Origin of the sequence: Mycobacterium barrassiae, from assembly GCF_025822765.1 — a bacterium.
In the GTDB taxonomy this organism is placed as follows: Bacteria; Actinomycetota; Actinomycetes; order Mycobacteriales; family Mycobacteriaceae; genus Mycobacterium; species Mycobacterium barrassiae.
In genome coordinates, this window is the sequence record NZ_JACKUK010000044.1 from 28,182 (window position 1) to 50,843 (window position 22,662).

At 65.8% G+C, this 22,662-nt stretch carries 23 protein-coding genes, 1 tRNA gene and 1 pseudogene; 13 read left to right on the top strand and 12 right to left on the bottom strand.

Annotated elements, in window-relative coordinates; genetic code table 11:
• Positions 1–7: 7 nt before the first annotated feature.
• Positions 8–457: a nucleoside deaminase gene (locus H7J93_RS27575; protein ID WP_267309461.1), complete on the top strand. Its 450-nt coding sequence runs from the start codon at positions 8–10 to the stop codon at positions 455–457.
• Positions 458–538: 81 nt separating this feature from the next.
• On the opposite strand, the gene H7J93_RS27580 is transcribed toward H7J93_RS27575, so the two are convergent.
• Positions 539–844 carry a DUF732 domain-containing protein gene (locus H7J93_RS27580; protein ID WP_267309462.1) on the bottom strand — a complete coding sequence of 102 codons (306 nt, stop codon included), beginning with the start codon at positions 842–844 and terminating at the stop codon, positions 539–541.
• 201 nt (positions 845–1,045) lie between these two features.
• Between H7J93_RS27580 and H7J93_RS27585 the strand changes: the two genes are divergently transcribed.
• The 7 genes and pseudogenes from H7J93_RS27585 to H7J93_RS27615 all read left to right on the top strand — a co-directional run bounded on the left by H7J93_RS27585 (position 1,046) and on the right by H7J93_RS27615 (position 7,556).
• Positions 1,046–1,136 (top strand) — tRNA-Ser (locus H7J93_RS27585).
• Between the two features lie 238 nt (positions 1,137–1,374).
• Positions 1,375–1,539: a hypothetical protein gene (locus H7J93_RS27590; RefSeq protein ID WP_267309463.1), complete on the top strand. Its 165-nt coding sequence runs from the start codon at positions 1,375–1,377 to the stop codon at positions 1,537–1,539.
• Between the two features lie 261 nt (positions 1,540–1,800).
• Complete coding sequence (locus H7J93_RS27595) at positions 1,801–4,056, top strand: SpoIIE family protein phosphatase (protein WP_267309464.1); 2,256 nt, start codon at positions 1,801–1,803, stop codon at positions 4,054–4,056.
• Positions 4,057–4,139: 83 nt separating this feature from the next.
• Positions 4,140–4,256, top strand: a pseudogene (locus H7J93_RS27600) (dihydrodipicolinate reductase); the annotation flags it as partial.
• 104 nt (positions 4,257–4,360) lie between these two features.
• Positions 4,361–5,542, top strand: coding sequence for a PP2C family protein-serine/threonine phosphatase (locus H7J93_RS27605; RefSeq protein WP_267309465.1), 1,182 nt, complete (start codon positions 4,361–4,363; stop codon positions 5,540–5,542).
• Positions 5,539–7,119, top strand: coding sequence for a sensor histidine kinase (locus H7J93_RS27610; protein WP_267309466.1), 1,581 nt, complete (start codon positions 5,539–5,541; stop codon positions 7,117–7,119). Before H7J93_RS27605 ends, H7J93_RS27610 begins: the two co-directional genes overlap by 4 nt.
• Positions 7,116–7,556 carry a response regulator gene (locus H7J93_RS27615; RefSeq protein ID WP_267309467.1) on the top strand — a complete coding sequence of 147 codons (441 nt, stop codon included), beginning with the start codon at positions 7,116–7,118 and terminating at the stop codon, positions 7,554–7,556. The genes H7J93_RS27610 and H7J93_RS27615 overlap by 4 nt, the downstream gene beginning before the upstream one ends.
• A 7-nt stretch (positions 7,557–7,563) precedes the next feature.
• Here H7J93_RS27615 and H7J93_RS27620 read toward each other — a convergent pair whose 3' ends face one another.
• On the bottom strand, positions 7,564–7,971 hold the full coding sequence (locus H7J93_RS27620; protein ID WP_267309468.1) for an ATP-binding protein: 408 nt from the start codon (positions 7,969–7,971) through the stop codon (positions 7,564–7,566).
• A 67-nt stretch (positions 7,972–8,038) separates the two neighbouring features.
• Positions 8,039–8,410 carry a hypothetical protein gene (locus tag H7J93_RS27625; RefSeq protein WP_267309469.1) on the bottom strand — a complete coding sequence of 124 codons (372 nt, stop codon included), beginning with the start codon at positions 8,408–8,410 and terminating at the stop codon, positions 8,039–8,041.
• A 49-nt stretch (positions 8,411–8,459) separates the two neighbouring features.
• Between H7J93_RS27625 and H7J93_RS27630 the strand changes: the two genes are divergently transcribed.
• A complete protein-coding gene (locus H7J93_RS27630; RefSeq protein ID WP_267309470.1) occupies positions 8,460–8,813 on the top strand; it encodes a DUF732 domain-containing protein in 354 nt (117 codons plus the stop codon).
• Positions 8,814–8,880: 67 nt separating this feature from the next.
• Here the strand turns inward: H7J93_RS27630 and H7J93_RS27635 are convergent, their stop codons facing one another.
• Complete coding sequence (locus H7J93_RS27635) at positions 8,881–9,345, bottom strand: lipoprotein LpqH (protein ID WP_083155014.1); 465 nt, start codon at positions 9,343–9,345, stop codon at positions 8,881–8,883.
• A gap of 122 nt (positions 9,346–9,467) precedes the next feature.
• The gene (locus H7J93_RS27640) at positions 9,468–9,902 is read right to left on the bottom strand and encodes a lipoprotein LpqH (RefSeq protein ID WP_267309471.1); all 435 of its coding nucleotides are present in this window, start codon (positions 9,900–9,902) and stop codon (positions 9,468–9,470) included.
• A gap of 17 nt (positions 9,903–9,919) precedes the next feature.
• Between H7J93_RS27640 and tgt the strand changes: the two genes are divergently transcribed.
• Positions 9,920–11,176: a tRNA guanosine(34) transglycosylase Tgt gene (tgt, locus tag H7J93_RS27645; RefSeq protein ID WP_267309472.1), complete on the top strand. Its 1,257-nt coding sequence runs from the start codon at positions 9,920–9,922 to the stop codon at positions 11,174–11,176.
• 59 nt (positions 11,177–11,235) lie between these two features.
• On the opposite strand, the gene H7J93_RS27650 is transcribed toward tgt, so the two are convergent.
• From H7J93_RS27650 to H7J93_RS27660, 3 genes are read right to left on the bottom strand one after another with little or no spacing between them, the layout of a single operon-like run.
• A complete protein-coding gene (locus H7J93_RS27650; protein ID WP_267309473.1) occupies positions 11,236–12,606 on the bottom strand; it encodes a flavin monoamine oxidase family protein in 1,371 nt (456 codons plus the stop codon).
• A 40-nt stretch (positions 12,607–12,646) separates the two neighbouring features.
• On the bottom strand, positions 12,647–13,402 hold the full coding sequence (locus H7J93_RS27655; RefSeq protein WP_267309474.1) for an amino acid ABC transporter ATP-binding protein: 756 nt from the start codon (positions 13,400–13,402) through the stop codon (positions 12,647–12,649).
• Positions 13,399–14,853, bottom strand: coding sequence for an ABC transporter permease subunit (locus H7J93_RS27660; RefSeq protein ID WP_267309475.1), 1,455 nt, complete (start codon positions 14,851–14,853; stop codon positions 13,399–13,401). Before H7J93_RS27660 ends, H7J93_RS27655 begins: the two co-directional genes overlap by 4 nt.
• 95 nt (positions 14,854–14,948) lie before the next feature.
• On the opposite strand from H7J93_RS27660, the gene H7J93_RS27665 reads away from it, so the two are divergent.
• Positions 14,949–16,271, top strand: coding sequence for an acetyl-CoA hydrolase/transferase family protein (locus H7J93_RS27665; protein ID WP_267309476.1), 1,323 nt, complete (start codon positions 14,949–14,951; stop codon positions 16,269–16,271).
• Positions 16,272–16,358: 87 nt separating this feature from the next.
• On the opposite strand, the gene gluQRS is transcribed toward H7J93_RS27665, so the two are convergent.
• The 4 genes from gluQRS to H7J93_RS27685 all read right to left on the bottom strand — a co-directional run bounded on the left by gluQRS (position 16,359) and on the right by H7J93_RS27685 (position 19,221).
• On the bottom strand, positions 16,359–17,231 hold the full coding sequence (gene gluQRS / locus H7J93_RS27670) for a tRNA glutamyl-Q(34) synthetase GluQRS (RefSeq protein WP_267309477.1): 873 nt from the start codon (positions 17,229–17,231) through the stop codon (positions 16,359–16,361).
• A 13-nt stretch (positions 17,232–17,244) separates the two neighbouring features.
• The gene (locus tag H7J93_RS27675) at positions 17,245–17,613 is read right to left on the bottom strand and encodes a hypothetical protein (protein ID WP_267309478.1); all 369 of its coding nucleotides are present in this window, start codon (positions 17,611–17,613) and stop codon (positions 17,245–17,247) included.
• A gap of 101 nt (positions 17,614–17,714) precedes the next feature.
• Positions 17,715–18,134, bottom strand: a complete 420-nt coding sequence (locus tag H7J93_RS27680; RefSeq protein ID WP_267309601.1) for a hypothetical protein — start codon at positions 18,132–18,134, stop codon at positions 17,715–17,717.
• A gap of 13 nt (positions 18,135–18,147) precedes the next feature.
• On the bottom strand, positions 18,148–19,221 hold the full coding sequence (locus H7J93_RS27685; RefSeq protein ID WP_267309479.1) for an ATP-dependent DNA ligase: 1,074 nt from the start codon (positions 19,219–19,221) through the stop codon (positions 18,148–18,150).
• 127 nt (positions 19,222–19,348) lie between these two features.
• Between H7J93_RS27685 and H7J93_RS27690 the strand changes: the two genes are divergently transcribed.
• Together H7J93_RS27690 and H7J93_RS27695 are read left to right on the top strand one after the other, a co-directional pair.
• Positions 19,349–19,786 (top strand): MmpS family transport accessory protein, encoded by a 438-nt coding sequence (locus H7J93_RS27690; RefSeq protein ID WP_267309480.1) that lies wholly within the window; start codon positions 19,349–19,351, stop codon positions 19,784–19,786.
• Positions 19,783–22,650 carry an MMPL/RND family transporter gene (locus H7J93_RS27695; RefSeq protein WP_267309481.1) on the top strand — a complete coding sequence of 956 codons (2,868 nt, stop codon included), beginning with the start codon at positions 19,783–19,785 and terminating at the stop codon, positions 22,648–22,650. Before H7J93_RS27690 ends, H7J93_RS27695 begins: the two co-directional genes overlap by 4 nt.
• The last annotated feature ends 12 nt before the right edge of the window (positions 22,651–22,662 follow it).

The window sequence follows — 22,662 nt, forward strand, 5'->3', positions numbered from 1 at the left end:
GAAGCCGATGACCGACGAGGACCTGGTCCGTGCCGCGCTGGAGGCGGCGGCGATCGCCGGACCGCGGGACGTCCCGATCGGTGCTGTCGTGTGGGCCGCCGACGGCACCGAGTTGGCGCGGGCGACCAATGCCCGTGAGGAGACGGGTGATCCGACGGCCCACGCCGAGATCCTGGCCATGCGGGCCGCCGCGGAGGTGCTCGGCGATGGGTGGCGGCTGGAGGGTACGACGCTGGCGGTGACGGTCGAGCCCTGCACGATGTGCGCCGGTGCGCTGGTGATGGCGCGGGTGGCGCGGCTGGTGTTCGGCGCGTGGGAGCCCAAGACCGGGGCGGTCGGTTCGCTGTGGGACGTCGTGCGCGACCGTCGCCTGACGCACCGCCCTGAAGTCCGCGGGGGAGTGCTGGCCGCCGATTGCGCGGCGCCGCTGGAGGCGTTCTTCGCCAGCCAGCGGTGAACCGCTTGCCTTGCGCCGTGGTGTGCGTCGAACGTGCGCGTACTGCGAAAAATTGGACGAGATGTCGCAGTCAGCGCACGTTCAGTTCTGGCTGGCGTACTTCGGGCAGAAGTACAGCGGAGCGCCGGCCATGATGTAGTTCGACAGGCCTTGATCTTTGGTGAGGACGTCGAGGCGTTCCACGATGGTGGTCTGATCGAGGCCGCGATCGTATTGCGCGCAGACATCCTTGGCGAGTTTGGTCAAGGTGACGCAATCGCCCGGGTATCCCGCCCTGGCCAAGCTCGTGCAGTACTCGGAATCGGGGGCGGCGACGGCGCTCGGCCCGTGAACGAGCGACGCGATTGCCCCGGAGATCGCCAGGGCTGCGAGCACAGTGATCTTCATTGCCCACCTTTCTAACGCCTGGCTACCCGGTTGGGCTGCTGGCCACGCGTGGCTGGCATGCGTCGATTCGGTCTCGAAAGCTCCCTGAACCTCGGGTATGGGGACATGACCGAGCTAGCAGCGTCATCAAATGATGACGCCGCCGGCCGCGATTATGTGACGGTTTGGGCGCTCGCCACTCTCGTCGGTAAGCTGCCACACGGTGGCGTGTCCGAGCGGCCTAAGGAGCACGCCTCGAAAGCGTGTGACGGGTAACCCCCGTCCGAGGGTTCAAATCCCTCCGCCACCGCCATATCTTTCCGGCGCAGATCACTGCGTCACGTCCGCCCTGTCCGTGTGAGGCCCGCGATCAAATTTGCCGAATTGTGGCTGCGGCCACATGGCGGCCCACCGGTTGCTGATGGATTTCTGCCAACCAGCCATCAATTCCTGCCAACGGAATTATTCGTCTGACCTCGCTGTTCCTTGAGCTATGCCGGTGCGAAAGAACACAAACCGGCAAACGCGGAGAGACAGAAGAAGGTAAGAAGATGAAGAAGTTCGGTTTTGCTGCGATCGTTGCCAGCGGACTCGCGACGGCGGTGATTGGGTTGGCCGGCCTGGCGCAAGCCGACCTCGGGCACCACGGTTGGGTGCTGGACAACCACCAGAGTGCCACCACCGACACGACCCCGAGGTTCGGCAACGGTCGCTGACACAGCGGCTCGACAAGAGAGGGGCACCCAGTTGGGGTGCTCCTTTCTTGTGGTTCGAAAGTGCCGTATGGACCGGGCAATTCGCAGTCAGAAGGGGTGCGGGCTCACCGGTTCAAACCTCTTCTGACGCACTACCTCACCGATCCGGCGCCATACCGACAGTGCATACTGGCCAGTGATGTGGTCCAGCAGCGGGCTCGAACAATTCGACCATCTGGAGGCCCGACTGTTGTCCGTTGCCGAACTGAATGCGCGGCCGAAGTGACCAGCAGCGACGATGCGACGCCCGACTTCGTGCCGGTCGGTACACCGGTCGACCTCGACAACTGCGCGCGCGAGCCGATTCACATTCCCGGCAGTGTCCAACCCCGTGGCGTGCTGGCCGTGGTGCGGGAGTCCGACCTCGAGGTGCGTCAGGTCAGCGCCAACGTCGTCGACTTGCTCGGGCGCTCAGCGGAAAGCGTTCTGGGACAGCATCTGTCATCCCTGATCGGTGTCGATGAGGCGGTTCGCGTCGAGCAGGCGACGTTGGCCAAAGGTGACCTACGGCAACGAAACCCGCTCGAGTGCGTCATCGACGTGGCGGGTGAGTCGCGCGCGTTCGACGTCATCCTGCATCGCGAGCCTGGTGGCGTCCTGCTGGTCGAGGTCGAGATCGCCTACGGCGAACGGCCGTTCTCCTTCCCGAACACCTATCTGGCCGTGCGCAGTTCGATCGATGAGCTCAACCACGCCACCACCCTGACCGAGCTCTACGATGCGACCGCACGCGCAGTCCGCCAGCTCACCGGCTTCGACCGCGTGATGGTCTACCGCTACGACGAGCAGTACAACGGCGAGGTCGTCGCCGAGGCCAAACGCGATGAGCTGAACTCGTTCCTTGGACTGCACTATCCCGCGTCCGACATCCCGGCGCAGGCCCGCGCGCTGTACGAAAAGAACTGGCTGCGGCTCATCGACGACGTCGGCTACACGCCGTCGCCGCTGGTGCCCGCGGTCGACCCGGAACGGGGGGAGCCGACCGACCTCACGCATGCAACGCTGCGCAGCGTTTCACCGATCCACATCGAGTACCTGCAGAACATGGGCGTGCAGGCGTCGATGTCGATCTCGCTGCTGCGTCACGGACGGCTGTGGGGGCTGATCGCATGCCATCACTACGCCGGCCCGCATCTTCCGCCGTTCGGGACCAGAGCAGCGGCCGAATTCCTCGGATCGACTCTGTCGCTGCGGCTCGTTGACCAATTCGAAGACGAACAGCTCCACAAGAGATTGGGTGCGCAGGCCGTCCTGAGCAAGCTCACCGCCGCCACCCTGGACGACAGCGAGTCGCTGACTGCCGTACTGCTCGGCGCCCCCGACCTCCTGGACCTCGTGCCCGCCGACGGTGCCGTCGTCAACATCGGCGGTGAGTATCAGGGGCTGGGGTCGGTGCCCTCGCAGGACGTCGTGGCCGCCGTCGCGGCGTGGGCACGCGACGCAGGCGACGAGATCGCGAGCAGCGAGTCGTTGTCGCGGGAGCTACCGGACCTCGACCTCGACCCGCAGCTGGCCTCCGGTGCGCTGGCGATCAACCTGCCCGACGGGCAGTACGCGATCTGGTTCCGAAGCGAAGTGCTGCGCTCCGTCGACTGGGGCGGTGACCCGCACAACAAGGCGATTGCGGTCAGCCAAGGCGACCAGGTCCGGCTGAGCCCCCGAAAGTCGTTCGATCGATGGCGCGAGATCGTGCACCGCTGCAGCGAGCCGTGGGCGGCGACCGAGGTCGAGTCCGCCGAGGCGCTGCGGCGCCACCTTGTGGAATCGCTGTACCGCCGCACCCGCGGCGCGCTCCGCGTCGCCGAGACCCTGCAGCGCAGTCTGTTGCCGACGTCCATCCCCACCGTTGACGGTTGGGAACTGTCGGCCCACTATGAGCCCGCCGTCGGCGGCCGCGTCGGTGGCGACTGGTACGACGCGTTCGAGACCCGCGACGGCCGGTTGATCGTGTTGATCGGAGACGTAGCCGGTCACGGCATGGCCGCCGCAGGGACGATGGCGCAGATGCGAAATGTGTTGCGCGCGTATCTGTTCACCGGCGACACCCCCGCCGAGGCGCTTGATCGGCTCAACGATTTCTGCCTGCACATGGTGTCGCGCGCGTTCGTCACCGTGATCGTCGCGCGGGTCGATCTGGGGTCGGGATCGGTCGAAGCGGCGTGCGCCGGCCACCTGATCCCATACGTCGCCCGGCCGGGGGAGGTGGCCGTGCCCGCACCCGTGCGACTGTCGCCGCCGATCGGAGCGATCGGTACGACGTATGAGGCGAGCGCCTTCACCATCGCGCCCGGCCAGGCTCTGGTGATGTTCTCCGACGGTCTCGTGGAACGGCGTGACGAGCCGATCGACGACGGTATCGAGCGGTTGGCCGAAACCCTCGGTGGCACAGCCGATTCGACAGCGACCTGGATCTCGACGGCGATGGCGTCGAGCGAGACCGACGACGACGTCACCATTGTCACCCTGCGTCGTCTCTAGGTCGTCGGTCCGCACGGTGCTACGGTCCGATCGTGCATCGGGTCGTTCAATGGGGTACCGGCACGGTCGGCGGCGAGATCGGGATGCAGATCCTGAACGCCGTGGTCGCCGTGTGCGAGGCGCCCCCCGATTTCGCCACCTCGGCGACGTTGCCACTGATTCGTAGTCATGTCGGGTTCGGGCGACTGCACAGCGGTTAACCGCTATTGTCGGAGGGTCACTAAAAAAGAGGTCAGAGCGGCCACGGTGACAAGCGCGAGAAACGTGGTTGCAAGTGCCTTCGGTTTATAACCCTGCGGTGAGCATGACAGACGACAAAACGGCCGCTGAGCGGCCGTTTTCGGTGCTGCTCGTCGAAGACGACCGAGCAGACGCGGTGTTGGTCGAAGAGTTGATCGCCGACGCGGACGCCAATATTCAGGTGGTGTGGGCGCAGTCGATGGAGCACGCCCATCGCGTGATGGATGAGGCCCGTCCGGACTGCATGCTGCTAGACCTCAACCTCCCCGACGCGGACGGCATCAAGGCGCTGGACCAGGTGGCCAGGCACGACGTGACCATGCCGGTCGTGGTGCTCACCGGTCTCAACGACGAACACTTCGGCGTGTCCGCGCTCGCGGCGGGTGCGCAGGATTACCTGGTCAAGGGTCGTGTCGAGCCCGATACGCTGCGCCGCGCCCTGCTGTACGCGGTCGAGCGCAAGCGCGCGGAACTCACTGCCGTCGAATTGCACGCCAGCGAACTGCGCGCCAAGGAGAACGCCCGCCTCGAACGGGGTCTTCTGCCGTCGCCGCTGTTGCTGGACAACCCCGGCGTCGACATCGTCGCGGAGTACCGGCCCAGCCGGCAGTTCGCGCTACTCGGCGGCGACTTCTACGACTTCGTCCAGACGCCCGACCGCACCGTGCACGTCATGGTGGGTGACGTGGCCGGCCACGGTCCGAACGAGGCGGCGCTCGGCGTTGCCCTGCGCATCGGCTGGCGCGCGCTGACGTTCGCCGGTCTGCGCGGCAACGCCCGGATGCGTCAGCTGGAGCGAATCCTGAGCACCGAGCGTCCAGGCACCAGCATCTTCGCGACGGTGGCGTCCGTCGCGTTGTCCCCGGACGACCTGAGTTTCAATGTGGTGTCCGCCGGCCATCCCGGCATGCTGCTGCACGGGCCGGATTCGGTGGACTGGTTGGAGCCGAAGGCGGGGCCGGCGTTGGGGCTCAACGGCTACGAATGGCCGCTGAACATCATGGAGCTTCCGCGGGGGTACGGCCTGGTGCTCTTGACGGACGGCTTGTTCGAGGGGCGGTCCGGACACGGCAACGAGCGCCTGATGGAGTCGGGTCTGCTCGAGGTTGCGCGCTCGTATGCGCACCTTCCGGGCGCTCAGTTCGTCAACGCGTTGATCAACGACGTCGAGCGTCGCGCGCAGTCCGTCGGTGGCATCAGCGACGACATCGCGGTGGTGCGGGTCGAGCGGACGACGACCGGATGAAATGGCAGCCGACCGTTCAGGGTTGGCAGAACCTGATTCTTGCAGTCCTGGGTGTCGTCGTGCTCGCCGGAGCCATTGCCGGTGCGGTGCTGCTGAACCGCAACGACAAGGTGTCCAACGAGATCACCGGACAGATCGGGCCGATGCGCATCGCGGCCTACCAGCTGCAGGCTGCGTTGCGCGATCAGGAGACCTCGATACGCGGGTATGCGATCTCCGCTGATCCTCGGTTCCTCGAGCCGTATGTTGCCGGGCAAAAGGCCGAAGCCGCTGCGGCGCAGGTGATTCGGGAGCATGCGGGTGAGCGCACGAGACTGCTCGACGACCTGGAAGCAATTGAGCGCACGTCCGCGGAATGGCGGAGCACTTACGCCGAGCCGCTTATCGCCGACATCAAACCGACCGCACCTGAGGTTGCCGATACCGGCACCGCCACGCGGGGGAAGGCCCTGTTCGACAGCCTTCGGCAGAACTTCGACGCCCAGCTGAGGCACCTGCAGCAGGAGCGCGACGACGCGGTCAATCAGCTTGAGGTGCTGCAGAATTGGCGCAATGCGGTCTTCACCGCGATCGCCGTCGCACTGATCGTTGCCGCGGTGCTGTCGGCGGTGGTGATCAGAAACGCCGTCACCCGTCCGCTCACCGCATTGGCCGCATCGTGCCGAAAAATCACCCAGGGTGACTTCAGCGAGAAGATCGTCCCCCAGGGTCCCAAAGACATTCGGGCCATCGCGGCTGACGTCGAGGACATGCGCCAGCGCATCATCGACGAGCTCGAAGCCACGCAGACGGCGCAGGCCCAACTGGCCGAGCAGGCTCTCGAGCTGCAGCGGTCCAACGCCGAGCTCGAGCAGTTCGCCTACGTCGCCAGCCATGACCTCCAGGAGCCGCTGCGCAAGGTGGCGTCGTTCTGCCAGCTCATCGAGAAGCGCTACGGGGACAAGCTCGACGAACGCGGCACCGAATACATCGCGTTCGCCGTCGACGGTGCCAAGCGCATGCAGATTCTGATCAACGATCTGCTCGCCTTCTCCCGTGTCGGCAGGCTCAACCCGACCCGCGTCGAGGTCGACCTGGGCGAGACGTTGGACGAAGCGATCGAGAACCTCGATACCGCGATCACCGAATCGAGCGCCGAGATCGTCCGTGAAGGGCGGCCGCTGCCGCACATCATCGGGGATCCCACCCTGTTGACGATGGTGTGGCAGAACCTCATCGGCAACGCGGTGAAGTTCAAACGCGACGGGGTTGCCCCACGCATCGTCATCGATTGCGAACGCAACGCAGATGAGCCCGATGCGCCGTGGACACTCACCGTGACCGACAATGGCATCGGCATCCCCGAAGAGTTCTCCGACAAGGTGTTCGTGATCTTCCAGCGGCTGCACGGGCGCGACGTCTACACCGGCACCGGAATCGGCCTTGCGCTGTGCAAGAAGATCATCGAACACCACGGCGGCAGCATCTGGATTGACAACTCCTTCAACGGGGGAACCAGGATCAGATTCACGATTCCCGTTACCACCGACACCGCCGACCAAGGCGTCGCGGCCGACCTGGAAGGAACACCTGCATGACATCGGACGTGCGCGCCATCGACGTGCTGCTCGTCGAGGACGATCCGGGAGACGAGCTGATCACCCGGGAAGCGTTCGAGCACAACAAGATCAAGAACAACCTTCACGTCGCACACGACGGCGAGGAGGGTCTGGACTTTCTGTACCGCCGCGGCGCCTATGAGGACGCTCCGCGGCCCGATCTGATCCTGCTCGACCTGAACCTGCCGAAGTACGACGGCCGCGAGCTGCTCGAGCAGATCAAATCCGATCCGGACCTCAGCCACATTCCGGTGGTGGTGTTGACGACGTCCTCGGCGGAGGAGGACATCCTGCGCAGCTACAAGCTGCACGCCAACGCGTACGTCACCAAGCCGGTCGATCTCGATCAGTTCATGAACGCGGTGCGTCAGATCGACGAGTTCTTCGTTCAGGTGGTGCGGCTCCCTCAGCCCTAACCCAGCCTTAAGGCGCGGCGAATCGCATTCGCACGGTGGTGCCCTCCGGCGAGGAGTCGACGTCGACGCCTGCGCTCACCGCGCGCATGATCGGCAGCCCCCGCCCGCGGGTGCTCGGCTGGGTGGGAGGTGTCTGCCACACGCCGTCATCGGCGATGTCGACGACGATCTGGCCGTTGTCGTGAACCGCGTCGACGCGGATGAACCCACCGACGATGTCTCGGTACGCGTGCTCGATGCAGTTGGTGCACGCCTCGTTGACCACGAGGACGATGTCGGCGATGCTCGCGCTGGACACCCCGATCGGCTTCAGCCAGCCGGTCAGTTTGCGTCGGATTTCGGCGAGCCGCTCAGCCACCGCAGGAACCTCGATGCGAAGCGACTCGACCGGTCGCGAACACGCATCGATTGCCACGCCCGTCGTTGTACCCCGAAAGTGCCGAAATCTCACGCAGGGAACCGGCGCGTTATCAGTGTGTGACTTAGCGGTAGAACGTCCAGCTGTAATCGGCGGACCAGGCGCCGCCCACGCAGGCGAGCGGAACGCCGTCCGGGGATTGGGCGACGCCCTTCTCCTCGCCACAGGGCAGCCGCAGCGTACGCACCCCCACCAGCGGCGGAGCCGGGATCCAGACGCTGCCCGAACTGCAGGCCAAGGTGTTGCCCGACGCGTCGATACCCCAGTTGTAGCGGGTGTTCTGCACGCAGTGTTCGCCGGCAACCGCGCTGCGTGTGAGATATGGCACGCAATCCGCGCCGTCACAGTAGCCGGGGGAGCCCGATGCGTTCGCCGCGATCACCATGGGCGCCGCCACGAATCCGCACGCCAATGCTGCTGCCGCGAGGATCTTCATGAGCCATAGCGTAGGTTTTCCCGGCACGGCCCGCGTATGGTTTCGGTTCATGAAGCTGGCCTTTACCACTGCGGCAGCCGCCGTGGCTACCGCCGCGAGCGCAGTTGTGCTGGCGCCGACGGCCCAGGCGGACGTCGTCGCGTACCTCGTGAACGTGCATGTGCGGCCCGGGTACAACTTCCCGAACGCCGACGCCGCGATCGGTTACGGAAACACCATCTGCGACCGCGTGGCGGGCAAGATGAGCTACGCGCAACTGGTCGACCAGGTGAAGGCCGACTTCCACACGGCCGACTACTACCAGGGCGCCTATCTGATCAACCAGGCCGTCAACGAGCTGTGCCCGGCGCAGATCTGGCAGCTGCGGCAGTCCGCCGCCGGCTACACCCTGCCGCCTGCCTGAGTCCGTATGACGACGGCGGCGCCCCTTTTCGGGACGCCGCCGCCGAAACGAGCCTCGTGTGCCCTGACTACGGGCAGGTCACCTCGATTTCGAATGGCTTGTTGACCGGCTGCAGCGGGTTGGCCATGTCCACACCCGTCGCGGTGCCGCTGATCTTGTAGGTCTTGCCGTCCTTCTCGGCCTTGGCCTCGCCCTGACCGGTGCCGCTCTGGTAGCCGAGCGTCACGCCGTTGACGTTGCCCAGGCCCACCGACTGCACCGTGGGCTCATCGCCCTCGCTGACGACCGCAGCGATACCCGTCGCGGCATCGCCGATCGCGATGTTCATGTTGCCCCCCATGGAGCTGCACACCACGGTGCCCTGGACCGCCTGGTCCGCACCGTCGATAGTGACTGTGGTCTTGCCCTCGGCCGCGGCGGCAGAGGAGGTCTCCCCGGTGGTCTCAGACTTCTTTTCGCCAGATGAACACCCGGTCAGACCGGCGATGAGGATAGCCATGCCGCCCACGGCGACCACGAACCCACGCTTCACCACTGTTCTCCTTTGTGTTGTCGCGACCCGACAAGATCGGCGGATCGTCTTCAGCAGTATGGTGCGCCCCATCACACGTCACACCGATTTAGACGAAAACGTGACCCGCGTCGGGCCGCCAGCTAACAGGAAACCTTGATTGCGAAAGTTCCCGAATTCCGGAAGCTGGGGCTGTCGGTGTCGAAGCCGTCGGCGGTCCCGGAGATGTCATAGGTGCGGCCGGACATCGTGACCTCGGCGCTGTCGCCGAGCCCGGCGTTGTAGCTGCCGGTGAACCCGCCGAGGTCGCGGATGGCGACCGACTCGGCGGTGAGCTCGTCTTTGTTCGACACCATCGCGGTGATGCCGCTGGCCTCGTCGCCGGTCGTGATGATGGTCAGGGGTCCGGTGGTGTTGCATTGCACCGCGTCGGTGGTGCCCGTGTCCTGACCGTTGACCGTCACCTGTGCCGTGCCTGCGACCAGCTGGCCGGCCGGTGGGGTGTACTCCGGAGGCCCCGACGAGCAACCTGCCAGTGTCAGGGCGAGGACGGCGGTGACCAGCAGCTGAGTTCTCACAGTGCAGAATCTACGACGTGGCCGCGCCGAATTCGTCTGCTCCGAAAGACTCGTCGGCCCCTTTTTTCAGCATCGACGCGCAGCTGCCCGGCCGGCCGGGGCGCGCGGGCGTCATCCGAACCGCGCGTGGGGACATCCACACGCCGGCGTTCATTCCCGTCGGTACCCAGGCGACCGTCAAGGCCGTGCTGCCGGAGACCATGAAAAGTCTTGGTGCGCAGGCCATCCTTGCCAACGCCTATCACCTGTACCTCCAGCCGGGGCCCGACATCGTCGATGAGGCGGGCGGCCTCGGCGCATTCATGAACTGGCCGGGACCCACTTTCACCGACAGCGGAGGCTTCCAGGTGCTCTCGCTGGGCGCCGGTTTTCGCAAGGTGCTGGCGATGGACACCGAGCGCGTGCAGGCCGACGACATCATCGCCGAAGGCAAGGAACGGCTCGCCAACGTCGACGACGACGGGGTGACGTTCCGGTCGCATCTGGACGGCTCGACGCACCGCTTCACCCCTGAGGGGTCGATCCGGATCCAGCACCAGCTCGGGGCGGACATCATCTTCGCGTTCGACGAGCTCACGACCCTGGTGAACACCCGCGGCTACCAGGAACAATCGGTGCAGCGCACCCACGACTGGGCGGTGCGGTGCGTGATCGAACACCGCCGGCTCACCGCGGCGGCTCCCGATCGGCCGAAGCAGGCCCTGTTCGGTGTGGTGCAGGGCGCGCAGTACGAGGACCTGCGCAGGGCCGCGGCCCGCGGGCTCACGAAGATCGTCGGTGAGGACGGGGTCGGCTTCGACGGCTACGGAATCGGCGGGGCGCTGGAGAAGCAGAACCTGGCCACCATCGTCGGCTGGGTCACCAGCGAGCTGCCCGAGGACAAGCCGCGGCACCTGCTCGGCATCAGCGAGCCCGACGACCTGTTCGACGCGATCGCCGCGGGGGCGGACACGTTCGACTGCGTCTCGCCGTCGCGGGTGGCGCGCAACGCCGCGGTGTACTCGTCGACCGGGCGGTTCAACATCACGAATGCGCGGTATCGGCGTGACTTTTCGCCGATCGACGCCGACTGCGATTGCTATACCTGCGCCAACTACACCCGGGCCTACCTGCATCACCTGTTCAAGGCCAAGGAGATCCTGTCCGCGACGCTCTGCACGATCCACAACGAGCGATTCGTCATCCGGATGGTCGACGAGATCCGCGCGGCGATCCGGACGGGTGAGTTCGACGAGCTGCGCGCGCACGTGCTGGGCCGCTACTACTCGACGTGACAAACTTGCGATTTCGGCGAGCTCAGTCTCGCTCAGCGTGACCCAGCACGCCGAAATCGCTAAGAAAGCTCGGCGATGACGGCCTGGGCGGCTCGTTCGCCTGCGTCGACCGCGCCTTCCATATAGGCGCTCCAATAGGTGGCGGTATCCGTTGACGCCCAATGGATCGCGCCGACTGGTGTGCTCAGTGCCGGCCCGTAGGTGGTCCAGACGTGGGGTCCGTGGTTGGCGTTGTAGCAGCCGCGGGTCCACTGCCGCTCCGACCATTCGCCGTCGACATAGAACTCCGGTTTGGCGGCGGCGCTGCCGTAGTGGCGGACGAGTTCCGCGGTGAGCGCTTCGCGGCGCTCGCTCTCGGGGAGGCGGCCGTAGGTGCGGGCCTGATCGCCTTCGAGGAACAGCAGGATCACCCCGCGGTCGTCGCCGGGGATGCAGGTGTCGTTCGACATCCGGGCCGGGCCGATGTCGGAGATGAGCTGGCCGTTGAGCCCGTCGCTGCGCCAGAACGGCTCGTCGTAGATGAAGAACGCCTTCATCGCCGAGCCGTTGGGCAGGCGTTGGGTGAGCTGATCGCGGATCCCCGGCAACGGCGGGTCGTACATGATGCGACCGGCGAGCGTCGGCGAGATCGCCACGATGACCCGTCGGCCGCGGGCGACCGGCCCGCCGCGGCAGTGCACGGTGACGCTGTCGGCGGTGTGCTCGATCAGCTGGACGGGCACGTTCAGCACGATGTGGTCGGAGATGAGGGCCGCCAGCCGCTTCGGGATCTCGCTGGTGCCGCCGACGAAGCGGGTGGTCTGCGCGCCGCCCTCCGATTCGGCGAACAGTTCCGACGTCACCCCGCACGTGTTGATCGTGAACAGCAGGTGCAGAAAGGAGACCTCGGCGGTGGGGACCGCGAGAATCCCGACGGTGCAGATCTCCAGGAGCGTGCGCGCGACGGGCGAAAGTCCCTGCGCGTCATACCAGGCGCCGGCGGTGACGGCGTCCCATTCCAGTGCCCGCGGCGCCGACCACGGCGCCTCGACGGGGACCTCCTCGGCCAGCACGTCGAGCCTGCGCAACACCAGCTCGAGCTCCTTGAGCTCCGACTCGAACCGGTCGTGAAACTCGTTCTCCCGCAACACCCCTGAGTCGACGAGTTCGTACGACGTCTCGCCCTCGTCGTACTGCGGGTAGGTCTCGACGCCGAGTTCTGCCGCCAGCCTGAACATGCGTTCGTGGGTGTCGCCGATCCACTGTGCCCCGAGTTCGACCGGGATGCCCGGCAGGGCCTCTTCGGTGAGGATGCGTCCGCCGACCCGCTCGTCGGCCTCCAGGACCAGCGGGGTGAGGCCCGCTTCGAGCAGCTTTCGGGCGGCGATCATTCCCGAGAGTCCCGCTCCGACGACGATGACGTCGGCTTCCCTGATCGACGGCTGCACCATCGGGTCACTTTCTCACAGATGCCCGCGTGCTTTCGGGAGTTCAGAGAGGGTTGAGGATCCGTTCCAGGAACTGGCGGGTGCGCTCCTCCTTCGGATTCCCGATCACCTCGGACGGCGGACCCTTCTCCAGGATGACGCCGTGATCGGTGAACAGCACCTGGTCGGAAACCTGCCTGGCGAACTGGATTTCGTGGGTGACGATCACCAGCGTCCAGCCCTCGACGGCCAGATCCCTGATCACCGACAACACCTCGCCGACGAGTTCGGGGTCCAGCGCCGACGTCGGTTCGTCGAACAGCACGACCTTCGGCTTCAGCGCCAGGGCGCGCGCGATGCCGACGCGTTGTTGCTGTCCGCCGGACAGTTGGAACGGGTACTGGTCCTTCTTGGCGACCAGCCCCACCTGATCGAGCAGTTCGACGGCCTCGGCCTCCGCCTCATCGCGCGGCCTCTTCTGCACGACGATCGGGCCCTCGGTGACGTTCTGCAGCACCGTCTTGTGCGGAAAGAGGTTGTGGGACTGGAACACGAAGCCGCTCTGAGCTCGATACTTCCGCAGCTGATCCTTGGCGACCGGCTTGGAGAAGTCGATCTCGGTATCGCCGACGCGGATCACCCCCGCGTCCGGCACGTCGAGCGCGTTGAGCGCACGCAGTAGCGTCGTCTTCCCCGAACCCGACGGACCGATGATCGTCGTCGCAGAGCCTTGTGCGACCTCGAACGAGACACCGTTGAGAACTTTGTTGTCTCCGAAGGCTTTCCGTACGCCTTCCGCCTTGACGCGATACTCGGTCATCGAGCCACATACCTTTCCAGCCGGCGCTCGTATCTGTTCTGCGCGAACGAGAGCACGAGGCAGATGATCCAGTAGTACAGCGCCGCAGTCCCATAGAGCGCGAAGAACTCGAAGGTCGGAGCCGCGACGTTCTGCGCGGTCCGGAACAGTTCGGTCACCAGGATGGTCGACGCCAGCGAGGTGTCCTTCACCAGCGATATCAACGTGTTCGACAGCGGTGGCACCGCGACGCGCGTGGCCTGCGGCAGGATGATCCGCCGAAGCGCGCCAACGTAATCGAGGCCGATCGTCTCGGCGGCCTCCCACTGCCCCTTCGGGATGGACAGGATCGCGGACCGAATGATCTCCGCGGCATAGCCGCCGACGTTGAGCGAGAACGCGATGACCGCGGCGAGGAACGGCGCGATTCGCACACCGATCTGGGGCAGCGCATAGAACACGATGAACAGCTGCACCAGCAGCGGGGTGCCGCGGATGATCGAGATGTAGAACCGGGCGAGGCCCGAGATCGCGAGGTTCGACGACAACCGCGCCAGCGCGACGACAAGCGCGATCACCAGACCGATCGCGAAGCTGATGATCGTGAGCGGAATGGTCTTCTCGATCGCTGCACGCGCCAGCGGCCAGAGGTTGTCGAGGATCAGCTGCCAGGTACTGGTCGGCCCCGCCTTCGAAAGGTCCACGTCGAGGTACTTCTCCGAGATCCGGGTCAACGTGCCGTCGGCCCGCAACTCGTCGAGCGCCTTGTTCAGCTCGGGCAACAACCCGCTGTCCTTGCGCGCCGCGAACGCCTGATCGCTGCGCTCGTCGAGCCTGACGGCGATCTTGATCGGGGCGTCGGGGTGTTCGGCCTTGTAGGCCAGCACCGAGATGCTGTCGTTGACGACGGCGTCCACCCGGCCGTCGTTGAGCACGGAGATCGCCTGGGAGAAGCCGTCGACCGATTCGACCTGGGCGCCGCCGTTCCGCGCGACCGTCGCCCAGTTGCTGGTGGGGTTCTGCGCGGTCCGCTTGCCCTTCAGGTCCGCCAACGACGTGATGGAGTTGTCGTCCTTGCGGGTGACGATCACGCCCTGGGCGATCGAGTATGGCTCGGAGAGGTCGTACTTCTGCTTGCGCTCCTCGGTGATCGTGACCTCGTTGGCGACGATGTCGAAGCGGTCGGCTTCCAGCGCCGCGAAGATGGCGTCCCACGGCGTCTCGACGAATTCCACTTCGACGCCGAGCTTTTCGGCGACGGCCTTGGCGACGTCGACGTCGTAGCCGGCCAGTTGGCCGCCTTGGCTCGCATCGTGGAACGAGTACGGCGGGTAGACACCTTCGGTGCCCACGCGCAGCACGCCTGCCGATTTGATGGGGTCGCTGCTGTCGGTACCCGAGGAGCCGCAGGCCGTCAGCGCCAGTGCCGTCAGCAGCAGGACCGCGAGTATCGATCTCGGTAGATGGTGCACCTGCGGACGCTACCAACCGAGCGCGGGCCGGCGACACAGTTCTGCTCAGGCTGAGGCCGTTGGGCGCGGAGCGGTCGGCGTGATTGGCTAACGCAATGCCCGAGGAGCTCACCGCCGAGCAGGCCGCTGCCCGTTTACGCCCCGCCGACACGCTGGGCATGCCGCTGGGCCCAGGTCAGCCGCCGGCGTTCCTGCGCGCCCTCGGCGAGCGCGACGACTGGACCGATCTGCGCGTCTACGGCGCGCTGGTCGCGGTGCTCACCGAGTTGTTCTCCCGCAGCGGTGTCCAGTACCGGTCGGGTTTCTTCGGTCCGCTCGAGCGGGCGTTGCGGGACAGCGGCGCCGACATCGAGTTCGCACCCGCGGACTTCCGCCGCTTCGGGCCGCTGCTGGAACGGCAGCGACCGCGGGTGATGACGACGGTCGCGACGCCGCCCGACACCGACGGCTGGTGCTCGCTGTCGCTGCACGCGGGCGGCACGATCGGCGAATTGCACCGCGCCGGCGCCGATCCCGACCGGTTGCTGATCGTCGAGGTCTCCGACGCCTACCCGCGGACCTTCGGGCTGGGCGAGGACCATCGCCACGCGCTGCACGTCGACGAGATCGACATCCTGGTGCAGTCGACGGACGCCCCGCTCGCGCTGCCCGGCGGCGACGTACCGCCCACCGAGGCCGACAAGGCGATCGCGCGGCACGCCGTTGGCTTCATTCCGATCGGCGCGACGCTGCAGACAGGGATCGGCTCGATTCCCAACCAGATCGCCACGCTGCTGGCCGAGGGCGACGGCGGTGACTACGGGCTGCACAGCGAGATGTTCACTGACGGCTGCATGCACCTGCACCGGGCGGGAAAGATCAGCAATGCGCGCAAGGGGCAGTATCACGGAAAGAGCGTGACGACCTTCGCGTTCGGCTCGGCGGACCTCTACGCATGGCTGGACGACAACGCCGACGTGGCGTTCCTGCCGGTCGAGATCGTCAACTCGCCGGAAATGATCGCAGACAACGACCTCATGGTCTCGATCAACGGCGCTCTGGCGATCGACATCCAGGGCCAGGTCGTCGCCGACACCCTCAACGGTCACCAGTTCAGCGGCATCGGCGGTGCCGAGGATTTCGTGGCAGGGGCAGGCCTCGAGCTGTCGGACCGCTCGCTGATCTGCCTGCCGTCGACCTTCACCAAGGACGGCACGTTGCAGTCGCGGATCGTGCCCTGGTTCGGCCCGGGCGCGGTGATCACGACGCCCCGCCACCACGTCGACGTCATCATCACCGAATACGGCGCCGCCGAGTTGGAGGGCAAGACGGTCGCCGAGCGCGGCGAGGCGCTCGCGGCGATCGCACATCCGCAGTTCCGCGACGAGTTGCTGGCCGCTGCAGAGCGGGCGGCCAAGGGCCGTTCACCCGTCGAATAGGCCCCTGACCCCCTTCAAGCCCCGCCGAGCAGACGTGAAAACCCCCGACACGCCGAGGTTTTGGGGGAGTTTGCGTCTGCTCGCGAGTTACTGCGGCGTGTAGATCCAGGGGTGACGCGGCAGCTGCGCCGGGTCGAACTGCGGCAGCATGTCCTCAACCGTGTTCGCTTGGTAGCCAAGCGATTCGGCGATCTGCCGCAGCGCGGTGTGCACACCGATCTCGGCGAGCGTGACGGCGCCGTCGCGTTTGGCCAGCCGTGCACCGTCCTCATTCAGCACGAGGGCAACGTGCGCATACGTCGGCTCGCGGTAGCCGAGCAGCGCGGCGAGATACGCCTGACGCGGTGACGACGGCAGCAGGTCGTCCCCTCGAACCACCTGGTCGACGCCCTGCGCCGCGTCGTCGACGACCACGGCCAGGTTGTACGCGGGTACACCGTCACCGCGCCGCACCACGAAGTCATCGACGATTCCGGTGTAGTCGCCGTGCAGCAGATCGTGCACCGTGTACGTGATCGCGTCGGTGCGCAGCCGCAGCGCGGGCGGACGGTTCAGCTCCGCCCGCTTGTCCGCGCGTTCGGCGTCGGTGAGGTCGCGGCACGTCCCCGGATACGCTCCCTGCGGCGCGTGCGGAGCCCGCGGCGCCTGCGCGATATCCTTTCGGCTGCAATAACATTCGTAGATCAACGCGCGGTCGGCCAGCTGTGCAATCGCGGCGTCGTAGCGGTCGGCGTGCCGGGTCTGCCACTCGGGCGGCTCATCCCAGGTGAGCCCGATGGCAGCGAGGTCGTCGAGCTGGCGGTTGGCGATGTCGGTGAAGGTTCGGTCGTCGAGATCGTCGACGCGCACGAGGAACCGGCGCCCCGTCGAGCGGGCGAACAGCCACGCCAGCACCGCCGTGCGCAGATTGCCGATGTGCAGGTCGGCAGACGGGCTCGGGGCGAACCTGCCTGCATTCACTCCCGCAATCTAGCTAGTCGCGCTCCCAGGGCGGGTCCTCACCCATCTTCTTGTAGTACTTCGCGAGGTGGCTCTTGACCCGGTCGACATCGTCCTTCGGCAGGTCGACACCGCCGCGGGCGCCGTTCATGATGCCGCCCGCCGCCATCACACCGCGCGGCACGGCCTCGAGCTTGCCGTCCACGACATCGGCGATCAGCAGCTTGTATGCGGTGAAGTTGTCCTTGTTGTCGCTGTCGTACCAGACGTGGGCGTCGCGGTACTTCTGGTTGGGTTCGTCCTCCGCGCCTGCCCATTTACGCACCCGCTTCTCGGCGGCGCCGCCGTCCCACTCGCGGTCACGGTCGGCCAGCGGAAGGTCCTGAAAACTCGTTCCAGACATCCGTGTCGCGTGCCCAGGTGGCGGTGATTCAAACTGCCGATTCGCTGCGATTTCGGCGTGTTCAGTCTCGCTGAGCGTGACCCAGCACGCCGAAATCGCCGTTACAGCGGGACGAGGCTGACGGGGTTCTCGCCGGAAGTCCAGTCCGGATCGCCGCAGACGCCGGGCTTTGAGCGGAAGCTGACGGCGCCGACGAGGGTCGCGGGATCGAACGAATACATCAGATCGGCGGGGCCGGTGCTGCCGTCGGGGCAGACGCGGCCGTTCGGTACGTCGGTGCGTTCGACGATCCAGGGGCCGCCGGCGACGCGGCTGATCTGTTCGATCAACCCGATCGACGTGGAGATGGTCCCGCCGCAGGTGACCTCGGGATTGCACTGCGTGGTGATGGTCCACGTGTTCGACGTCGGCCCGTTGATGAAGGTGAAGTCGCCGTCCAACCGATCGTCCGCCCACGCCGGACCTGCCAGCACAACTGCCACACCGACCAGGGCGGTCGTCGCTGCCGTCGTGCGGATCATCACCCCGCGAGCATCACACGTTTGCGACGAGTCCGGGCACGATATCGCTGAGACTGAAGGTGGCCGGTTGCTCGAGCTGGCCGTAGGTGCACGATCGCGGGTCGCGGTCGGGCCGCCAGCGGTTGAACTGCGCGGTGTGGCGAAACCGCTCGCCCTCCATGTGGTCGTAGCGGACTTCGACGACCCGTTCGGGCCGCAGCGGTACGAACGAGAGATCCTTGCCCGCGTTCCACCGCGATCCCTCATTACGGCGGGGTGTGCGTTCACCCGACATGTGGGCGGCCCACTTCCACGGATGCTCGTCGAATGTCGTTACCAGCGGCTGCAATTCGGTGAACAGCTGACGCCTGGTGGCCATCGGGAAGGCGCCGATGACACCCACCGAGGACAAGGTGCCGTCGTCCTTGTAGAGGCCGAGCAGCAGCGAGCCGATCGCGTCGTCACCGGACTTGTGCACGCGGTAGCCCGCCACCACGCAGTCGGCCGTCCGCTCGGGCTTGATCTTGAACATGACGCGCTTGTCGGGCTGGTAGGTGATGGTCAGCGGCTTCGCGATCAGGCCGTCGAGGCCTGCGCCCTCGAACTCGGCGAACCAGCGCTGCGCGGTGGGCAGGTCGGTAGTTGCGGGCGTGACGTGGACCGACGGGCCCGATTGCGCCAATGCGTCGACCAGCGCGGCGCGCCGCTCGTGAAACGGCCGCTGCGTGTAGTCCTCGTCGTCGAAGGCCAGGAGGTCGAACGCGATGAACGCCGCCGGTGTCTTCTCGGCCAGCATCCGAACCCGTGAGTCGGCCGGATGGATGCGCTGTTGCAGCGCTTCGAAATCCAGTCCCTGGGCGGTGGCGATGACGATCTCGCCGTCGACGACGCAGCGTGTCGGCAGTTCGGCGCGGACGGCGGCGACGAGCTCGGGGAAGTAGCGGGTCATCGGGCGTTCGTTGCGGCTGCCCAGCTCGACCTCGTCGGCGTCGCGGAAACAGATGGACCGGAAGCCGTCCCACTTGGGCTCATACGACGCCCCCGGCGGGATCGTTTTCACCGGTTTGGCCAGCATCGGCGAGACCGGCGGCATCACGGGCAGTCGCATCGACTCATTGTCCCGCGTCGGCGACCCTCCGGGGGACGCGGACGAGCGGCGCCCAGGACCGCGGAGTAACGTCCGTCACGGTCACGGAACTCGGGTTCCGTGGCGTGGTTGGGGGCGAGGAGGTCGAGTGTTTCGGTTACTCACCAAGGCGTGGATGCCGCTGCTCCTGGTGGTGGTCGTCGCGCTCGGCGCGTACGCGGTACTGCGCATCCGCGGCGACATCGGCGGTCATGAGCTGACGACGGGTGCCGAATCGGGGGGCGGCTTCACCGATCCGTTCAATCCGAAGAACATCACCTACGAAATCTCGAGTTCGTCGCCGGGCGGACCGGTCAGCGTCGACTATCTCGACGAGAACGGCCAGCCGCATCACGTCGACGCCACCCTGCCGTGGTCCTACACGATCGTCACCACGTTGCCGTCGATGTCGGCCAATATCGTCGCCCAGGCCGCCGCCGGCGTATCCGATTTGCGGTGTCGCGTCGTCGTCGACGGTCAGGTGCGTGACGACCGCAGCACCGACGAGTACAAGCCGTTCATCTACTGCCTGGTGAAGTCCGTATGAGCGATCCGCATTCCACACCACCACGATCGATGGTCCCTCGCCTCATCCGGACATTGGCGGTACCGATCATCGTCGGCTGGGTTCTGCTCGCCGCACTGCTCGCCGTTATCTCACCGTCGCTCGACACCGTCGCCGACGAACATTCCGTGTCGATGAGCCCGAAGAACTCCATTGCCTTCCAAGGAATGATGAACATCGGCAAGGTGTTTCATGAGTTCGACACGGACTCAACGGCCATGGTCGTCATCGAGGGGCAGGACAAGCTCGGCGACAGCGCCCACCAGTACTACGACGAAATCCTGGCGAAGCTTCGAGCCGACCACGAACATGTGCAGTTCGCACAGGACTTCTGGGGTGACCCGCTGACGGCGGCGGGCGTGCAGAGTCCCGACGCCGAGGCCGCCTACGTTCAGGTGTTTCTGACCGGCGCGCAGGGCACCACACCCAGCCACGAGTCGGTGGCCGCGGTACGCGAGATCGTCGATTCGGTGCAGGCGCCGCCGGGGGTACAAGCCCACGTTGCAGGCAACGCCGTACTTGTCGCCGACACCAGCATCGCCGGGCACAAGAGCCTTGCCGTCATGGCGCTAGTCTCGATCGGCGTCATCCTCGTCATGCTGCTCATCGTCTACCGGTCGATCGTCACCGCCCTCATCGCGCTGGTGATCGTCGGTATCGAACTCTTTGGTGCACAGGGCGTTACCGCGACCGCGGGCAACCTGAACATCATCGGGCTCACCCCGTATGCGGTCAGCATGGTCACGATGCTCGTCATCGCCGCCGGCACCGATTACGTCATATTCCTGCTAGGCCGGTACCAGGAGGCCAGGGCCAGAGGACTCGACCGTGTCGACGCGTACTACGACGCGTACCACGGAGTGTGGCATGTCATTCTCGGTTCGGGATTGACGATTGCCGGCGCGTGTATGTGCCTGTCGTTCACCACCTTGCCGTATTTCACCAGCATGGCATTGCCCTGCGCGATCTCGCTGTTGGTGGTCGTCGCGGCGGCGCTGACGCTGGCACCGGCGGTACTGGTCGTGGGTTCCCGGTTCGGGCTGCTCGATCCCAAACGTGAACTGTCGACGCGAGGTTGGCGAAAGGTCGGCACGGTGGTGGTGCGGTGGCCCAAACCGGTCATCGTTGCGACATCCTTCGTCGCGGTCGTCGGGTTCGCCGCCCTGATGACGTATGTGCCGCAGTACAACGACGACAAGTTCACCCCGGCCGACCTGCCGTCCAATATCGCCATGGCCGTCGCCGAGCAGCATTTCTCGAAGGCGCGGATGAACCCAGAACTGCTGATGCTGGAGGCCGATCACGACCTGCGCAATCCCGCGGACATGCTCATCATCGACCGAGTTGCCAAGAGTGTCTTCCACCTTCGCGGCATCGATCGGGTGCAGACCATCACGCGGCCCCTCGGTGCGCCGATCGAGCACAGCTCCATACCGTTCCAGATCGCGATGCAGAATTCGGCAACACTGCAAACGGCCAAGTACAACAACGACAACACCGCGCAGATGCTCGAACAGGCCGATGAGCTGAGCAAGACCATCGCCAACATGCAGCGGATGTACGACATCACCAAGCAGATCGTCGGAGTCACCCACGACATGACGGCGCGAACGCACGACATGGTGAACACCACCAACGAATTGCGCGACCACATCGCCAATTTCGACGATTTCTTCCGCCCGATTCGCAACTACTTCTACTGGGAACCGCACTGCTACGACATCCCTATCTGTTTCTCGCTGCGCTCGTTGTTCGACTCGCTCGACGGCATCGACCAGCTGGCGGGGAAGCTCGAGGGGCTGGCCGGTGACATCGACCAGCTCGACGCGTTGATGCCGCAAATGCTCGAGGTGCTACCTCCCACGATCGCGTCCATGAAAACGATGCGGGACTTCATGTTGGCGACCCACAGCACCATGGCGGGCATCCAGAAGCAGATGCAGGAGGCCGCCGAGGGGTCGACGATGATGGGCAACTACTTCGACCAGGCGAAGAACGACGACTCGTTCTATCTGCCACCGGAGGTGTTCAGCAACCCGGACTTCGAACGCGGCTTGAAGATGTTCGTGTCGCCCGACGGCAAAGCCGTCCGGATGATCATCACGCATCAGGGGGACCCGGCCTCGGTCGACGGGATCGAGCACGTCGCGGGCATCAGGGACGCGGTCGCCGATGCCGTCAAGGGCACTCCGATGCAGAACGCCAAGGTGTCGCTGTCGGGGACGGCGTCGCTCTACGCCGACATGCAGAACGGTGTGAAAACCGATCTGCTGATCGCCTGCATCGCGTCGATGATCCTGATCTTCGCGATCATGCTGCTGATCACGCGCAGCGTCGTCGCCGCCTTGGTCATCGTGGGGACGGTCGCTGCCTCGTTGGGTACCGCGTGCGGACTTTCAGTCCTGCTGTGGCAGGACATACTGGGCCTCGGCGTGCAGTGGATCGTCATCCCGCTGTCGGTGGTGATCCTGTTGGCCGTTGGCTCCGACTACAACCTGCTGGTCGTCTCGCGACTGCGAGAGGAGATCCACGCGGGCCTGAACACCGGCATCATTCGCGGCATGGGTGCCACCGGGCGCGTGGTGACCGCGGCGGGGCTGGTGTTCGCGTTCACCATGATGTCGATGATCGTGTCCGATCTGCGGGTGGTGGGCCAGTTGGGGATGACGATCGGCATCGGCCTACTCGTCGACACCCTGATCGTGCGGTCGTTCATGACGCCCTCGATCGCGGCCGCGCTCGGCCGATGGTTCTGGTGGCCGCTGAACACCTTCCGGATCGTCGACCGATACCGCCGAAAAGACGAGCGAGGGGCGGATACCGCACCGATCTCGGCGATGCAGTGAAAAACTAGGCTG

What these genes read in the sequence shown, in the direction of transcription:
- H7J93_RS27575 (WP_267309461.1), top strand. Translation starts at nt 8, where the DNA reads ATGACCGACGAGGACCTGGTCCGTGCCGCGCTGGAGGCGGCGGCGATC.
- H7J93_RS27580 (WP_267309462.1), bottom strand. Translation starts at nt 844, where the DNA reads ATGAAGATCACTGTGCTCGCAGCCCTGGCGATCTCCGGGGCAATCGCG.
- H7J93_RS27590 (WP_267309463.1), top strand. Translation starts at nt 1,375, where the DNA reads ATGAAGAAGTTCGGTTTTGCTGCGATCGTTGCCAGCGGACTCGCGACG.
- H7J93_RS27605 (WP_267309465.1), top strand. Translation starts at nt 4,361, where the DNA reads ATGACAGACGACAAAACGGCCGCTGAGCGGCCGTTTTCGGTGCTGCTC.
- H7J93_RS27610 (WP_267309466.1), top strand. Translation starts at nt 5,539, where the DNA reads ATGAAATGGCAGCCGACCGTTCAGGGTTGGCAGAACCTGATTCTTGCA.
- H7J93_RS27615 (WP_267309467.1), top strand. Translation starts at nt 7,116, where the DNA reads ATGACATCGGACGTGCGCGCCATCGACGTGCTGCTCGTCGAGGACGAT.
- H7J93_RS27625 (WP_267309469.1), bottom strand. Translation starts at nt 8,410, where the DNA reads ATGAAGATCCTCGCGGCAGCAGCATTGGCGTGCGGATTCGTGGCGGCG.
- H7J93_RS27630 (WP_267309470.1), top strand. Translation starts at nt 8,460, where the DNA reads ATGAAGCTGGCCTTTACCACTGCGGCAGCCGCCGTGGCTACCGCCGCG.
- H7J93_RS27650 (WP_267309473.1), bottom strand. Translation starts at nt 12,606, where the DNA reads ATGGTGCAGCCGTCGATCAGGGAAGCCGACGTCATCGTCGTCGGAGCG.
- H7J93_RS27655 (WP_267309474.1), bottom strand. Translation starts at nt 13,402, where the DNA reads ATGACCGAGTATCGCGTCAAGGCGGAAGGCGTACGGAAAGCCTTCGGA.
- H7J93_RS27665 (WP_267309476.1), top strand. Translation starts at nt 14,949, where the DNA reads ATGCCCGAGGAGCTCACCGCCGAGCAGGCCGCTGCCCGTTTACGCCCC.
- H7J93_RS27675 (WP_267309478.1), bottom strand. Translation starts at nt 17,613, where the DNA reads ATGTCTGGAACGAGTTTTCAGGACCTTCCGCTGGCCGACCGTGACCGC.
- H7J93_RS27680 (WP_267309601.1), bottom strand. Translation starts at nt 18,134, where the DNA reads ATGATCCGCACGACGGCAGCGACGACCGCCCTGGTCGGTGTGGCAGTT.
- H7J93_RS27685 (WP_267309479.1), bottom strand. Translation starts at nt 19,221, where the DNA reads ATGCGACTGCCCGTGATGCCGCCGGTCTCGCCGATGCTGGCCAAACCG.
- H7J93_RS27695 (WP_267309481.1), top strand. Translation starts at nt 19,783, where the DNA reads ATGAGCGATCCGCATTCCACACCACCACGATCGATGGTCCCTCGCCTC.